Raw genomic sequence first — 14594 nt, 5'->3', positions numbered from 1 at the left:
GGATCGCTACGTCAATTCGGCACGTAGCCCGCGGGCAAGGTCGAATTGGCGCTCGCCACGGAGGCGTTGGCCGACACCACATACACCGGCGACTCCGTGAGGTTCAGCGAGAGCGTGCCGTTGCTGTAGTTCATCGAAGTGGGATTGCCCATCTCGTCGAGTACCGTCACGGTGCCGCTCGTGCCCGGCGCATCCACGTTGAGCGTGTAGGGCACGCTATACGTCGAGCTGAAGCCGCTGCTCGCGTTCCAGACGCTGTTGTTGTGCGTCCAGAGCGCCGTGATCACGCTGCCGTTGTTCAACTGCTGGAACGCATACGCGTAGACGCCCGACGGCGTGCCGTTCACGGGGCCCAGCGTATTGGTGCCGTCGAGAATGCGCGTCATTGCGGCCACGGCCATCGCCGAAGGCTTCGGGCTGATGTTGGTCGCGCCGTACTGGCCTTGCGCATCGGCGAGATCGAAGAAGGTGCCGTAGCCGATCAAACCGGGGAAGTCCGCGCCGTAGAACACCCACGTCTGGTCCGCGCCTTCGCCGAGCACGATCAGGTGTGCGCGCGCCGTCAACGCGCCCTGCGCGAACAGGACATTGGCCGTGGGGTAATTCGGGCCGTACGCGCTACCGTTGTCGTAGCTGATGCCTACTTCGGTCTGGAACAACTTCATGCCCGGCTTGTAGTCGGCTGCCATTTCATTGCGCAGCGCGCGCATCTGGCCGTTCAGCGAATTGTTGAACGTGGACGGATCGCCCGCATAGCGCTCCGGCGGCACCGAAGGCGAATTGCCGTCGATGTCGTAGTAACCGTGCGTCGTCACGCCGTCGATGTACTGCGCGAAGCCCAGCGGCGCGAGTTCCTTGAGGCGATTGCTCGTGGAAATCGGTGCGGTGTCCGTCGTGCCCATCACCACGGCGTGCGGATCCGTCGAGTGGATGCCTTGATACACGGCTTGATAGAGCTGTACGAACTGCGCGTCGTTGCCCGCCCACTGCGAGTCCGGTTCCCAGGTGAGCTGGTAGTAGTTCGCCGATTGATTCGGGAAGTGCGTCGTGCGAATGATGTTCGATTCAGTGCCCACGCGCGCCATGTAGTTCTGGTAGTACGCGAGGTCGGTGGGCGGCAGCGATTCGTCTTCGAATGCATTGGTCGGGCTCGCCCACGCGGGAATGCCGTCGAGACGAATGAGGCGCATCACGTTGCCCGTGAGATAGAACGGGTCCGCATTCGCGTTCGCGTACGGATTGAACGTGTTGGGGCCGTTCGGCTCCATGTTGTACAGCTCGCGATGATCGAAATTCCACGAGATGCCGAGCGCGCCGAGCACGTCGCCGTTGTCGTTTTCGCCCTGCATGCCGAAGCGATGCTGATCCTGATGCGCATACGTCACGGCCGGCAGCACGTTGGAAAGATCGGGCAGCACGCCAAACGTGGCATTGCCGGTCGGGCGCGTGCCCGCCGAAGGAACTTGACCGCCTGCGTTCGCCAGCGTCGCGCTGATGGCGAAGTAGCCGGCGAGCGTGGACGAGCAACTGAGCGTGGTGGTCACCGCGCCGGCCGCAACCGGCAGCGTGCCGCTCGCCGCGACCTTGCCGAGCTGATCGCTGATCGACCAGTTCAGCGTATCGGCGGCCGGTGCGTTCGTCGTGAATGCCACGGGGAACGTGGCGCCCGCGTTGAACATGCGGCCGCTTTGCGCAGTGGGCGTGTCGGCGGAAACGAGCGTGCCGCTCGCTGTCGCGCCCGAGGTGGCAGGCGCGCCGCAGCTCATCGCGCCCGGCGCGATGGCGGAGCCGTTCAAGCCGCGCACCACGGCATTCGAGGAGCCCGAACCGCTCGCGCCATTGCTGGCATTCGAACCCGCGTCGGCCGCCGTCGTGCCGCCTGCGGCCGCATTCGTGCCGGAGCCGCCGCCGCCGCACGCCGTCAGCACGAGTGCCGACGAAAGAAGTAAATAAACAAGCTTCATCGTTTTCAAAAGGCAAAGCGACGCCCAGCCTGCAGCGGCGCGCATTGCGCACTCGGGAGCGGCTATCGGGCAGTCGGTTGGTTATTCGCGAGCGCCGCGCTAATTAATTTGAATTTCGAAAACACCGTTTCGAAAAAACGAAAAGGGTGTGACTCGAAAATCCATTCATTGCGGACGCGCTAATGAGTACCGTGGCAGTGTTTTCAATTCGCGTGACTCAGCCGCGCTGGTTCCCTTTTTCATTCGGGAGACTCGCGCAATCGTTTGCGTCCTGCGTTGGTAAACACTGCTTTAGTCTGATTTTTCGCGGCGATGTTACCGGAAATTTCCCCTTTGATGTGAGAAATAGGCGTAAGTAAATGTCACAAAATGCAGAATTGTCGGCATCATTTACCGGGCGATCTGCCACTTTACGAGCTAAACATCAGCGGATTGGCGGGTCTTGCACACGCCGGCGCCACGCCACGCCTTGAGTTAACGGCATTGACGGCGAGTGCGGTAAAAACTTAAGAGGGGAAACGGATCTATTTCTATTTTTTTCTTTTCTTTTAATGGCGCGATCATTCGTTCAATTATGATTGAATAATCAGACGAATAATCCGGTTCGCCCATTGACGACATTTAATCGAGGTTTTCATGTTCAACGATTCACACGTTGCGACATTGCGGTCCGATCTCGCACTTGCGTTGCGTGCCGCTGCGCATTTCGGTTTGGGTGAGGGCGTTTGCAATCATTTCAGCGTGGCGCTGCCCGAAGAGAGTGGGTTGTTCCTGCTGAATCCGCGCGGACTGATGTGGAGCGAAGTGCATGCCGACGACATCGTCGTGGTGGACGGCGCAGGCGAGGTCGTGGCGGGGCATCATGAAGTCGAGCCCACGGCCATGTTCATACACGCTGCCATTCATCGCATAGCGAACAAGACCTGCGTGCTTCACACACATATGCCGTATGCCACCGCGCTAACGCTCACGATAGACTGCGGGCTCGACACGACGCTGTCACAAAACGCCATGCGCTATCACGGCCGCGTCGCGCTCGATCACGCGTACAACGGGCTCGCGCTCGGTCCCGAAGAAGGCGAACGTATTGCGCATGCGCTCGCGGGAAAAGACGTGGGCTTCCTCGGCAATCACGGCGTGGTGGTGTGCGGCGAGCGCGTGGATTATGCGTTCGACGATCTCTACTATCTGGAGCGCGCGTGCGCCGCCCAGGTGATTGCGCTCTCCACGGGCCGGCCGCTGCGGCCGGTCAACGCGGAACTCGCGCAGCGCGTGGCGGAGCAAGTGCAGGGCGAACGCCTGCAATCGACATTGTTCTTCGAAGCGCTGAGAAGAACGCTCGGCTGAGCGGCGATTTATTCGCTCGCGCTTTCGCCTGCACCGAGCATGGTGCCGCGGCACACCGGCGTGCCGCATCGGCAAACATACTCACGAATGGTGTCTTCGCAGGCGTCGCTGGGCAACTCGAGTGCGTAGTCGATAAAGAGTTCTTCGCCCGCGTGAATGTCTCGGCGCGCCTCGATGAATACGCGACCGTCTATCTCGACCGTTTCGCAATTCGCTTCGCAGGCGTGGTTGAACCAGCGCGAGGAATTGCCGCCCTGGCCGCCGTCGATCACGCGGCCGTCGGAGAGGCCGAACAGGAACGTATGCGCGCCTTCCTCGCGCCGGTTATAGCGCCGTGTGGCGCTACGCCAGCTCAAGATTTTCCCCTTGTATTCGAGGATGCGTTCGCCTGCGCGAAGCGGGCGCAATGCATAGACGCCTCGGCCGTGCACCGGCGAGCGTCTGACGGCGATTCGTCTGGTCATGGGGATCTTTCACGCGTGAGTCCGGCCAGTATAGATGGCCAGAATGAAAGCGAGAACACAAATCGCGCGCGGTTTGCGAACGCTCGCAAGCGGTGCAGACGTGCGGCATTTCCGGTGCATCGATCGCGTGGAAAATCGGTAGTGGCGTTCCTCTACGGATTCACTAAAATGGTCACTCTGCTGTCGTATTCGAATCACCATGGAACGCAAGAAAGCCGAACACATACTCATCGAAGCCGACGCCATGGCGGGCCTCGTGCTCGACGGTTTCGACCTGTCGATGGACACCGACGCCGGTCGCGCGCTCTACGATCGCGCGTTCACCGCCTATCTGCATAGCGAGATCGGCGACCTGCCGCTCGCCGAGTTGTACGACGCGCTCAACGGCGCACCGGACGCGTTCGCGCCCGAGGCCTTCGCCCCCGGCATGCTGCAATGAAAAAGGGCCATCGCAGGATGGCCCTTGCATGCTTCGTAGCGCTTATTTCACATTGAACGCGTAGTGCCCCGTCGTGCGGTGACCGTCGGCGGCCACGGCAATCCACACCACCGAATACTTGCCCGGCGTAAGCGCGTTGAGCGCGACCGACATGCGCTTGCTATTCTGCGCGTCCACCTTGGCCTTTTCGCGGATCACCGACTTGCCTTGCGCGTCGGTGACGTCGATCGAGCTGAACGCGGGCTCGAGTCCGTCGTCGAAATCGATCACCACGGCATTCACGCTCGTGGGCGCGGTCGCGCCTGCCGCCGGCTCCTGATGCGTGGGATAGGCATGCGCCCAGGCGAATTGCGCCGCGAGCAACGCGCAGGATGCCACGGCGGTGCGAAGGAATGCGAGTTTCATGCGTAGGTCCTTTTGAAAGATCACTGAAAGAGCGGCTTGCCGATGCTGCGCGGCGCGACGTCGTCGAAGAAGATATGCGCCTGCACGAGAATGCCGACGTGCGAACCGCTCGCACGATTGATCGGAATCTGTGCTTCGATACCGAGCTGGCCGTAGCGATTCATCCAGATGAAACCGGGGTTGACGGTGCCCGTGGTCTGGCCCTGGCTGCGCGACAGCGGAATTTCCACGAGCGGTATCAGGTTCGCAAACGGCTGCGGCAGGCCCACGTCGTGCACGTGCTGCTGGAGATACGGCAGGCTGTATTGCACGGTGAAACCGTAGTCGAACGAGTTGGGCTGGCCGCCGCCGGTGGTGAACGACGGGCCCGCTTCGCCCGTGATCGCCACGGGGCGCAGCCACGCGAGCGAGTCCGGCAGATCGCCCATGCCTTTGCCCGCGAAAACCGTGGGCGAAAGGGTCGAGAAGTTGTCGGCGATCGCGCGGCTGCCCGTGCCGCCGAGATCGGCATCCACGCCAACCGACGTCATGAACTCGTGCGCGGCGTTCACGTAGAGCAGGTATTTGAGCCCCACGCCGAAGTTGTCGAGGCCGTGTGCCGTGGGGTTGTTCTGCATGACGTAGGCCCCATTCACGGAGAACGCGAGCCGCGGCGTGATGAGCTTGTCGTATTCGAAACTGAACGTATTGACGCTTTGATCGCCGGCGTCGCCGGGCAGGCGTTGATGGCCGAATTCGACATTGGCTTCGTCGCCAACACCGGGATCGTCGACGGAAAGCGTGGAGGGAAACACGCGGTCGCCTGCGATGGCGTGCGCGTGTGCCGCGCCGGAGGCGAACGTGCAGCCGAACACGATCGACGCGGAAATTGCGCGACTGGCGAACGCGCGTTTGCCCGTGCTCGTGCTTTTGCGGGCGCGTGCGTGTGCGGCCCGTAGCGCGGGGCCGGAAGGCGAATAGTCAGGCATGGAATGTCCTGTTGGAGAGCGAAGCCACGCGCGGCACGAGTGTCATGCGCGCGTGCAGGCCGCCGACGCGCAACCGCATCGGCGGAACGTTCGATCTGTGCTCAGGACAACGGTGGGGCGCGAGCGTGCGCATGACTCGCGGATTCGGCGAGACGCACGCTTTCGAAGCGGGTGGCGATGCGCGACTGCACGAGCCGCGCAACCACGAAAAGCGGCACGGGAACGCCGGTCACGGCCGGCAGGTGCGCGAAAAAGCTGCAATAGCCGCAGTCGTCCATGCCGCCCGAGGCGTGCAGATCGGCGTGATCCGGCTTGCCATGCGTGTGGCCCGGGGCCGCGTGCATGTCGCCTTGCATGGAAGGCATGCCGCATGGCGAAGCGGCATGCATGGACGGCGAAGTCTGCGCGATCCAGTGCGAAACCACGGGCGCGAGCGTGGCCATGAGGAGCGCAAGCGTTCCCAACAGGCTGCCCAGCGTGAGATGGATTCGGCGCACGGCGCGAGAAGAGAAAAAGACCAAGGCGATCGCGCGATTATGCCACGCGAGCCGAGTGTGCCGCGCACGGGCCGCATTGGTGGCGGCCCGGCGAAATGTCGCGGCGCAGCGGACGCAGCGCGCGCTGCGGGCACGATAGCCGTCAGGCGCGCGCTTCCACGGTGTGGCGCAATTCCTGGTAGCTGCGCAGGCCGGCTAAGCCCAACTCGCGACCGAGGCCGCTCAACCCGAGTCCGCCCCAGCAGACCTGCGGAAAGATCAGTTGAGGCGTGTTGACCCACACGAGGCCCGCGCGCAATTGCGCCTTGTAACGGCGCGCCGCGTTCGTGTCTTGCGTGACGACGGTCGCGACCAGGCCATAGCGCGTGCCGTTGGCCAGGGTAATGGCTTCGTCATCCGAACGAAACGATTTCACGCAGGCTACTGGACCGAATACTTCGTCGGTCCACAGCACGTTGCTGGCCGCGGGTTCGGCGATCACCACGGGCGCCATGAAAAAGCCATCCCTACAGCCCGTATCGAGCGTACCCGTGAAGGCGATTTGCGCGCCCTCCGCCACGCCTTGCGCGACGAGCGCCGTCACGCGCGCATGCTGGGCGGCACTCACGAGCGGACCCATGGCGGTGTTTTCGCCGTGCGGCGGCGCGACCACGAGCGCGCGCACGGCCGTTTCGAACGCGGCCATGAACTTGCGATACAGATCGTCGTGCACGAGAATGCGCGCCGTGGCCGAGCACATTTGGCCCGCGTTTGCGAACGCGCCGCCCACCGCGAGCGAAACGGCGTGCGCCACGTCGGCGTCCGCGCGCACGATCAACGCCGACTTGCCGCCCAGTTCTAGCGTGACGCGTTTCATGTCCTGCGCGGCCGTTTGCATCACCTTGCGGCCCACGGCGGTGCTGCCCGTGAACGAGACCTTGTCGACGAGCGGATGCGCCGCGAGCCACGCGCCCACTTCGCCGCCGCCGTTCACCACGTTCACGACGCCATCGGGTACGCCCGCCTCGCTCACGATATCGACGAGCATGTGTTCGGTCGGCGAAGTGAGTTCGGAGGGCTTGAGCACGACGGTGCAACCGGCCGCCAACGCCGGCGCGAGTTTCCACGCGGTGGTGACCATGGGGAAGTTCCACGGCACGATCAGGGCGGCCACGCCCACGGGTTCGTGCGTGCGTTGCGCGAGCAGGGCGTCGTCGGGGACCTGCACGGTTTCGGCCGCGAACAGCGCCGCGTTCTCGCACAGCCCCGCGTAGTAGTTGAACGTGGCGACGGCGTCGCTCACGTCGAGATCGGCTTCGAACGGCGGCTTGCCGCTCACGCGCATCTGCATGGCCGCGAGGCGCGTGCGATCGGCGTCCAGCAGTTCGGCGATCTTGCGCAGCAGCTTGCCGCGCGCGCCGGGCGTGGTGTGACGCCATGCGATGAGCGCGTCGCGTGCGGCGTGCACGGCGCGATCGACGACGGCTTCGCTCGCATGTTCCTGCCAGCCGATTGTCTCGCCGCTCGCGGCGTTGCAAATGGGCGAGCAGGCTTGCGCGTTCGTGGCGCGTATCGTTGCGCCCGCAACGGTTGCGGCGGGCAGCACGAATGCGTTGTCGCTGTGTCGTTCGGGAATCGTGGCCATGATGTCTCCTCGTTGTCTGTGCGTGCGATGAGGCGTTAGCGGTAGGCCACGCCCGGCATGATGCAGAGCATTTCGAACGCGAGGTTCGCGCCCACCAAAGCCGTTGTGCCCGCCTGGTCGTAAGGCGGCGAGACTTCCACGAGATCGGCGCCCACGACGTTGAGGCCCTTCATGCCGCGCACGATTTCGAGCCCTTGCTGCACGGTGAGGCCACCCACTTCGGGCGTGCCCGTGCCAGGCGCGAAGGCAGGATCGAGACCGTCGATATCGAAGCTCAGGTACACGGGCGTGTCGCCCACGCGCGCGCGCACGTCTTCCATGAGCGGCTTGAGCGAGCGGTTCCAGCATTCCTCGGCCTGCACGACCGTGAAGCCTTGCTGGCGGCACCAGTCGAAGTCGTCGGCGTGGTAACCGGTGCCGCGCAAACCGATTTGCGTGACCTTGTCGCACTGGAGCAGACCGTCTTCCACCGCGCGGCGAAACGGCGTGCCATGCGCGATTTTCCCGCCGAACATGGTGTCGTTGACGTCGGCGTGCGCGTCGATATGCACGACCGCGACCTTGCCGTACTTCTTGTGCAGCGCGCGCAGGATCGGCCACGCGATCGTGTGGTCGCCGCCGAGCGTGATCGGGCGGCAGCCCGTTTCGACGATGCGGTCGTACGCGCTTTCGATCAGGCGAATCGAGTCCTTCAGGTCATAGGGATTGGTCGCCACGTCGCCGATATCGGCAACTTGCAGCGAGTCGAACGGCGCGGCACGCGTGGCCATGTTGTACGGGCGCAGCAGCACGGATTCGCTGCGAATCTGGCGCGGCCCGAAGCGCGTGCCCGAACGGTTCGAGGTGCCGATGTCGAGCGGCACGCCGACGAAGCATACGTCGAGTCCTTCCGTCGTTTCGGCTTGCGGCAGGCGCATCATCGTGGCAATGCCACCGAACCGCGGCATGTCGTTGCCGCCCATGGGCTGATTGAGTTGGCGCTCCATCTGCAAGTCTCCGATCGTTGATGTCAATTCGATCGGGCGATGGTAGGGCCAAACACGCGGTGGCAAATAACGAAGTGGGAATGTTTACATCGACGCGAATCGATGTGAACGAGGCTTTACCTCGTGCGTGCGCGGTGCCGGACCGCCATGGCGACGCGCGCGACTATCGCGCCGCCGTGCCCCAAGCGATCAGTTCGCGCTTGGTCCGCACGCCGAGTTTGGCAAATGCGCGCTTCACGTAGGATTCGGCCGTGCCTAGGCGCACGTCGAGAATCTGCGCGGTTTCCGGAATCGTTTTTCCGGAAATGAGGTGCGTGCAGAGTTCGTATTCGCGGCGCGAGAGACGCACATTGTCGGTGGCGATACGCGCGTCGAATTGCGCGAGCGGATGCATGAACGGCGCCGCGTGCGCAATGCGGCGCGCGGCGCTCGTGGACGCATGCAATTCGAGCAGCGGAAACAGAAACTCACTGATGCCGCGAAAACGGTTCATTTCCGCGAGTGAAAACGCCGGTTCGCGCAAGCCGCGTTCGAGTGCGATGGAATCTTGTGCGTGCCGTGTGCCGCGCGCCAGAACGCATTCGTGCGCAATGCGCGCTTCGTCGAATAAACGCTGACGAAACTCATTGGGCGGCATGGCCCCGATATCGCGCACGACCAGCATCGTACCGATCTTGCCCCGAATTCCGGCGAACAACGGATCGCTTTCGTAAAAGCGATCGTAATAGAGCGTCATGACGTCGGAGATTTCGCCATTGTCCATGCCAACGCCGCCGCTGCCGATCCACTCGCAACGAAAGCCTGTGGGCATCGTGCTGTCCACGCGCGAACGCTCGATGTGCACGACGTTGACGGGCACCACTTCGTTCACGAGCAGCGTGAGTCGCGGCACGAAATCGGGCGTGCCGACGGCCTCGATCAGATTGCCGAGTGTTTTAAACGAAAGCGGAAAATTGGGGTGTTCGCGGTTGAGCGGGGGTACGTTGAGCAGCATGGCGCGCCCCTTCGTAAAAGGCCGATCGATTATAGCCGAAGCGTTTTGGCCGCCAAAAAAGGCTCGGGCGCGGGGTTCGTATCGGCGAGAAAACGCGGCTTGTCCCCCCTGAGGGGGGGCATACCGCGAGCGCGGCAGTCGGTAACTTTGACAGCGCTAGACAAACAGCATCGATTCGACATCGACAGGAACGATATGAGCAAACTGATTCAGGACATCGTGCCGCTCGGCGCGGGCATCGGCGAATTCACCAAGCTGGAATACGGCATGGACGAAAGCGATTGGCGCGCGAGCGCCGGCAAGAATAACAACTACGTGGTTGGCTGGTGGGAAGGCAAGGTCGGCGCGGTGGATTTCCCCGCAACGACCGCCGACGAAGCCGTGTGGCTCGTGGAAGGCAAGATCGCACTCACCGACGCCCAAGGCGCGCGCAAGGAATTCAGCGCAGGCGAAGGTTACTTGCTGCCGGCCGGTTTTGCGGGCCGTTGGGAAACGCTCGAAGACGCGAAGAAGTTTTACGTCGTGCTCGAACAGGCCTGAAGTGTGCCGCCCCATGCGGGCGGCATCGTTTCTTATGCTTTGAAGAAGTGAAGCCCATCATGAGTCCCTCCGCCGAACTGAAAGCGCAAGCGCGCGTGAGCGCCGATGCGCCGCAACGGCCGCAAGGCGCCACGAAAGCCCCGGGCGCGCCGCGCGCATTGAGCGTACAGGAAGCGCTGTCGCGCACGCGATTCTTTCCGTACTGGCTCGACAATCCCGCCGAGCCGCCGACCGAGCCCAAACTCACTGCCGATGTGAGCGCGGACCTTCTGATCGTGGGCGGCGGCTTCACGGGCCTGTGGACGGCGGTGCAGGCCAAGGAGCAGATGCCGCATCTGAACGTGGTGCTGATCGAAGCGGGCCGGGTGGCGCATGGTGCGTCGGGCCGCGCGGGCGGCATCATTTCGACTTCGGTGATGCATGGCTTGCCGAATGCCGTGCGGGTCTTTCCGAACGACATCGCGCAACTCGAAGCCTTTGGTCATCACAATCTCGACGGTTTCGAGGAAACGCTGAAGCGCTACGACATCGACGCCGATATCGAATGGAACGGCGAAATGACCGTCGCCGTCGATCCCGAGCACGTCGAACATTTGCGCGCCGACTACGATCTGCACACGCAATACGGTCACAACGTGGCGTTGCTCGACGCCAAAGCCACGCGCGAACAACTCGACTCACCCTTGTTCGCGGGCGCGTTGTGGTCGCGCAATCGCAGCGGCATCGTGCATCCGGCCAAGCTCGCGTGGGGACTCAAGCGCGCGGCGCTCTCGCTGGGCGTGAAGCTCTACGAACACACGCCGCTCACCGAAGTCGCCGACGAAGGCAGCACGGTCCATGTGAAGACACCCGAAGGCAGCGTGCGCGCGCCGCGTGTGGTGTTCGGCAGTGGCACCGCGAAAGTGGGCATTCCCGACATCAACCGTCGTGTGTTGCAGGTGCGCGATCACGTGCTCGCCACGGAACCGCTCACGGAAGAACAACTCGCGCGCATCGGCTGGAAAAACCGCCAGGGCATTTACGATACGCGCACGCAGCTCAATTACTTCCGCCTCACGAAGAACAACAACATCATCTTCGGCGGTCTGGTGAGTTATCACTTCGACGGCGACCCCAACCCGCCGCAGGACCAGCAGGCGGAAACTTACTATCGCCTCGCGCAGGCCTTTTATCGTACGTTTCCGCAACTCGCCGACGTGCGTTTCTCGCACGCCTGGGGCGGACCGATCGATTACTGCTCGCGCGGGTCGGTGTTCGCAAAACGCTACCTCGGCGATAAAGCGGTATTCGTCGCGGGCTATACGGGATTCGGCGTGGCCGCGAGCCGCTTCGGCGCATTCATGGGCCTCAATATCCTGTTCGATCGGGAGAGTCCCGAGCGCGAACTCGATATCGCAAAGCTGAGCCCCACGTATATTCCGCCCGAACCGGTGCGCTGGCTGGCCGCGAAAGTCACGTTCCATGCCTTCGACGGCGCCGACGCCGAAGGTGGCTGGAAGCGCGCCTGGATCAAAGGCATCAAGGCCATGGGTTTCCCGATGTGAGTGAGTTTCGGCGCTTCCGGTGAAGCGCCGTTTTGCGGATACGACCCAGCATGTTCTCCAATACTTCCGATCTCGATCTGCGGCTGATTCGTGTGTTTCTCGCCGTGGTGGACGCGCGTGGCATCACGGCTGCCGAAGCCACGCTCGGCGTGCGTCAGTCCACCATCAGCACGCAGCTTTCGGCGCTCGAAGCGCGCGTGGGGTTCAAGCTTTGCGAGCGCGGTCGCGGCGGTTTTCGGCTCACGTCGAAAGGCGAGCGCTTCGTGCCTTCGGCGCGCGCGCTGGTGGCGGCCACCACGGAGTTCGTCGCGCGCGTGCGCGATATCGACCGCAAACTCGTCGGCACGCTCAGCATCGGCTTGATCGGGCAGGCTTCGCAGGTGGAGAACGCGCGGCTCGCGGAAGCCGTCGGTGCGTTTCGCAAGCGCGATCAGGCGGTGCGCTTCACGATGAAAGTCGCGGCGCCGCAGGAACTCGAAGAAGGCCTTGTCAATAATCAGCTCGACATGGCGATCGGTTACTTCTGGCACCGCGTGGCGGGGCTCGCTTATACGGAGTTGTTCAGCGAACGCCAGGTGATTTGCTGCGGGCGCGGGCATCCGCTGTTTCATAAGGCGCCGCACGTGACCGCGGAAGATTTGCGGGCGCACGACTGGGTCTGGCGCAGCTATCCTGTGCCGGAGGAATTGGCGGGCATCGGCGACCGGCCCGTCACCGCCATTGCCGATAGTATCGACGCCGCCACGGTGCTGATTCTCTCGGGCAGTCATATTGGCTATCTACCGGCGCACCATGGGGAGCCGTTCGAGCAACGCGGTCTCATACGCGCACTCGGCCGTACGCAATTCGGCTTCGACGTGCCAATGCATCTCGCGATGAAACGCAGTTCGGCGGAAAAGCCCATCGTGCGCGCGTTCTGCGAGGACCTGCTGGGCGTGTACGAGTTGAATACGAGCTTGCCCGCACCACTCGTTGAATCGGCCGCCGATCATGACTAGCACGGACAGATAACGCCATACATTGGCCGCCTGCGATGTGAATGACGGGAATCCGTGATAAGGCCCGCGTCATCATCCAGTAGAGTGAACCTCAGGCGTTGACAGTGCGTCGACCGGTGATTTTACGAGCCGGATCGGCGCTCAATGGAGTGAGACAATGAGCGATAACAGCATTACCCAGATCGAGACTTTCGGTTTCGAACGTATTCCCGATGCTTCGCGCTATGCGCGTCCCATCGATCTCTTCCGGCTGCTGTTCGGCGGCTGCAATACTTTCTCCACTTCGGTGCTCGGCAGTTTTCCCGTGCTCGTGGGCCTTTCGTTCAAAGCGGGCGTCTGGTCGATCGTGCTGGGCGTGCTCGCGGGCACCTGCATTCTCGCGCCGATGAGTTTGTTCGGGCCGCGTAACGGCACCAGCGATCCCGTTTCGTCGGGGGCGCACTTCGGCATTCACGGCCGTATCGTCGGCTCGTTTCTCGCCTTGCTCACCTCCATCGCGTTCTTCGCGCTCGCGGTGTGGAGTTCGGGCGACGCGCTCGTGGGCGGCGCGCACGACATGGTGGGCGTGCCCGTGAATACGTGGACGCTCGGCTCGGCCTACATGGTGTTCGCCGTGCTCGTGGTGGTGGTGTGTATCTACGGTTTCCGCTTCATGCTGTGGGTGAACAAGATCGCCGTGTGGGCCGCGAGCCTGATGTTCGTGGTGGGCGCGTTCGCCTTCGCGGGCGCGTTCGACCCGCATTACGCGGGCACCGTGCAGCAAGGCGGCGCGGGTTTCTGGGTGGCGTTCGTGAGCGCGGTGCTCGTGGCGCTCAGCAACCCCGTGTCGTTTGCTTCCACGCTTGGCGACTGGGCGCGCTACATTCCGCAGCGCACGCCGCGTCATCGCGTGATGGGCGCCGTGTTCGCCGCGCAAATCGCCACGTTCGTGCCGTTCTTCTTCGGCCTCGTCACGGCCACGATCATCGCGACGAAAGCGCCCAGCTATATCGCGTCGAACGATTATGTCGGCGGTTTGCTCGCCGTGTCGCCGCGCTGGTTCCTGCTGCCCACGTGCCTGATCGCGATCATTGGTGGCATGTCCACGGGCACGACCGCGCTTTACGGCACCGGACTCGATATGTCGAGTATGTTTCCGAAGCTGCTGAACCGTGTACGCGCGACCATGTTGATCGGCACGCTTGCCATCGGCTTTATTTTCGTGGGGCGCTTCGCGTTCAATCTGGTGGAAAGCGTCTCGACGTTCTCGACGCTCATCTGCACGTTCAGTTGCCCATGGATGGCGATCATGGTGATCGGCTTCATCACGCGGCGCGGTCATTATCTCGCCGACGACCTGCAGGTGTTCAATCGCGGCGGCCGCGGCGGTCACTACTGGTTCAAGCACGGCTGGAACTGGCGGGCAATGGGCGCATGGTTGCCCGCGGCGTTCATCGGTTTGTCGTTCGTGAATCTGCCCGGCCAATTCATCGGGCCGCTCGGTTCGCTCGCGGGAGGCCTTGATCTGAGCGTGCCGGTTTCGTTGCTGGTGGGCGGCCTGCTGTACGTCGTGCTGCTCTCGCTGTTCCCCGAGCCGGATGCCGTGTACGGCGAAGCGGGCCGGCGCTTCGTGCGCGGCCATCGTGCTTCGCGGGTCGCGCAGAAGACGGTGCAAACGGCGGCGGTGCAGACGTCGCGCGGCGTGCCTGAGTTGAAGCGCCGGCCGGAATATGTCGAGTGAGTTAGTCGTTCTACGACTAGAAAATCGCCTCTCCGGAGGCGATTTTCGTTTTCGCGCAGTGTGAATGCGGGAAACGCGCATCGGTGCTCTAATGCGATGACCAC

Annotated in this window: 14 protein-coding genes; 6 read left to right on the top strand and 8 right to left on the bottom strand. The window is 63.1% G+C overall.

Annotated elements, in window-relative coordinates; all coding sequences use genetic code 11:
• Positions 1–11: 11 nt before the first annotated feature.
• Positions 12–1964, bottom strand: a complete 1953-nt coding sequence (locus FAZ98_RS17585; protein WP_158952581.1) for a hypothetical protein — start codon at positions 1962–1964, stop codon at positions 12–14.
• A gap of 636 nt (positions 1965–2600) precedes the next feature.
• Here FAZ98_RS17585 and FAZ98_RS17580 point away from each other — a divergent pair.
• The gene (locus FAZ98_RS17580) at positions 2601–3311 is read left to right on the top strand and encodes an aldolase (RefSeq protein ID WP_158952580.1); all 711 of its coding nucleotides are present in this window, start codon (positions 2601–2603) and stop codon (positions 3309–3311) included.
• A gap of 8 nt (positions 3312–3319) precedes the next feature.
• Here the strand turns inward: FAZ98_RS17580 and FAZ98_RS17575 are convergent, their stop codons facing one another.
• A complete protein-coding gene (locus tag FAZ98_RS17575; protein ID WP_158952579.1) occupies positions 3320–3775 on the bottom strand; it encodes an SET domain-containing protein in 456 nt (151 codons plus the stop codon).
• Positions 3776–3974: 199 nt separating this feature from the next.
• Between FAZ98_RS17575 and FAZ98_RS17570 the strand changes: the two genes are divergently transcribed.
• A complete protein-coding gene (locus tag FAZ98_RS17570; protein WP_158952578.1) occupies positions 3975–4214 on the top strand; it encodes a hypothetical protein in 240 nt (79 codons plus the stop codon).
• Positions 4215–4256: 42 nt separating this feature from the next.
• Here FAZ98_RS17570 and FAZ98_RS17565 read toward each other — a convergent pair whose 3' ends face one another.
• The 6 genes from FAZ98_RS17565 to FAZ98_RS17540 all read right to left on the bottom strand — a co-directional run bounded on the left by FAZ98_RS17565 (position 4257) and on the right by FAZ98_RS17540 (position 9688).
• Positions 4257–4619: a copper resistance protein CopC gene (locus FAZ98_RS17565; protein WP_158952577.1), complete on the bottom strand. Its 363-nt coding sequence runs from the start codon at positions 4617–4619 to the stop codon at positions 4257–4259.
• Positions 4620–4639: 20 nt separating this feature from the next.
• Entirely contained in the window at positions 4640–5587 is a 948-nt protein-coding gene (locus FAZ98_RS17560; protein ID WP_158952576.1) for a hypothetical protein, read from the bottom strand.
• 101 nt (positions 5588–5688) lie between these two features.
• A complete protein-coding gene (locus tag FAZ98_RS17555; RefSeq protein ID WP_158952575.1) occupies positions 5689–6084 on the bottom strand; it encodes a DUF2946 domain-containing protein in 396 nt (131 codons plus the stop codon).
• 142 nt (positions 6085–6226) lie between these two features.
• Positions 6227–7708: an aldehyde dehydrogenase family protein gene (locus FAZ98_RS17550; RefSeq protein ID WP_158952574.1), complete on the bottom strand. Its 1482-nt coding sequence runs from the start codon at positions 7706–7708 to the stop codon at positions 6227–6229.
• A gap of 35 nt (positions 7709–7743) precedes the next feature.
• Positions 7744–8694 (bottom strand): agmatinase, encoded by a 951-nt coding sequence (speB, locus tag FAZ98_RS17545; RefSeq protein WP_158952573.1) that lies wholly within the window; start codon positions 8692–8694, stop codon positions 7744–7746.
• Between the two features lie 163 nt (positions 8695–8857).
• The gene (locus tag FAZ98_RS17540; RefSeq protein WP_158952572.1) at positions 8858–9688 is read right to left on the bottom strand and encodes a helix-turn-helix transcriptional regulator; all 831 of its coding nucleotides are present in this window, start codon (positions 9686–9688) and stop codon (positions 8858–8860) included.
• 195 nt (positions 9689–9883) lie between these two features.
• Between FAZ98_RS17540 and FAZ98_RS17535 the strand changes: the two genes are divergently transcribed.
• From FAZ98_RS17535 to FAZ98_RS17520, 4 genes are all read left to right on the top strand, one after another.
• Complete coding sequence (locus FAZ98_RS17535; protein WP_158952571.1) at positions 9884–10228, top strand: cupin domain-containing protein; 345 nt, start codon at positions 9884–9886, stop codon at positions 10226–10228.
• 59 nt (positions 10229–10287) lie between these two features.
• Entirely contained in the window at positions 10288–11772 is a 1485-nt protein-coding gene (locus tag FAZ98_RS17530) for an NAD(P)/FAD-dependent oxidoreductase (RefSeq protein ID WP_158952570.1), read from the top strand.
• Between the two features lie 50 nt (positions 11773–11822).
• A complete protein-coding gene (locus FAZ98_RS17525) occupies positions 11823–12770 on the top strand; it encodes a LysR family transcriptional regulator (protein ID WP_158952569.1) in 948 nt (315 codons plus the stop codon).
• A 157-nt stretch (positions 12771–12927) separates the two neighbouring features.
• A complete protein-coding gene (locus tag FAZ98_RS17520) occupies positions 12928–14490 on the top strand; it encodes a purine-cytosine permease family protein (RefSeq protein WP_158952568.1) in 1563 nt (520 codons plus the stop codon).
• Positions 14491–14594: the final 104 nt, after the last annotated feature.

This window comes from Paraburkholderia acidisoli (assembly GCF_009789675.1).
Taxonomy (GTDB): domain Bacteria; phylum Pseudomonadota; class Gammaproteobacteria; order Burkholderiales; family Burkholderiaceae; genus Paraburkholderia; species Paraburkholderia acidisoli.
This window is presented reverse-complemented; position numbering and strand designations above follow the sequence as displayed.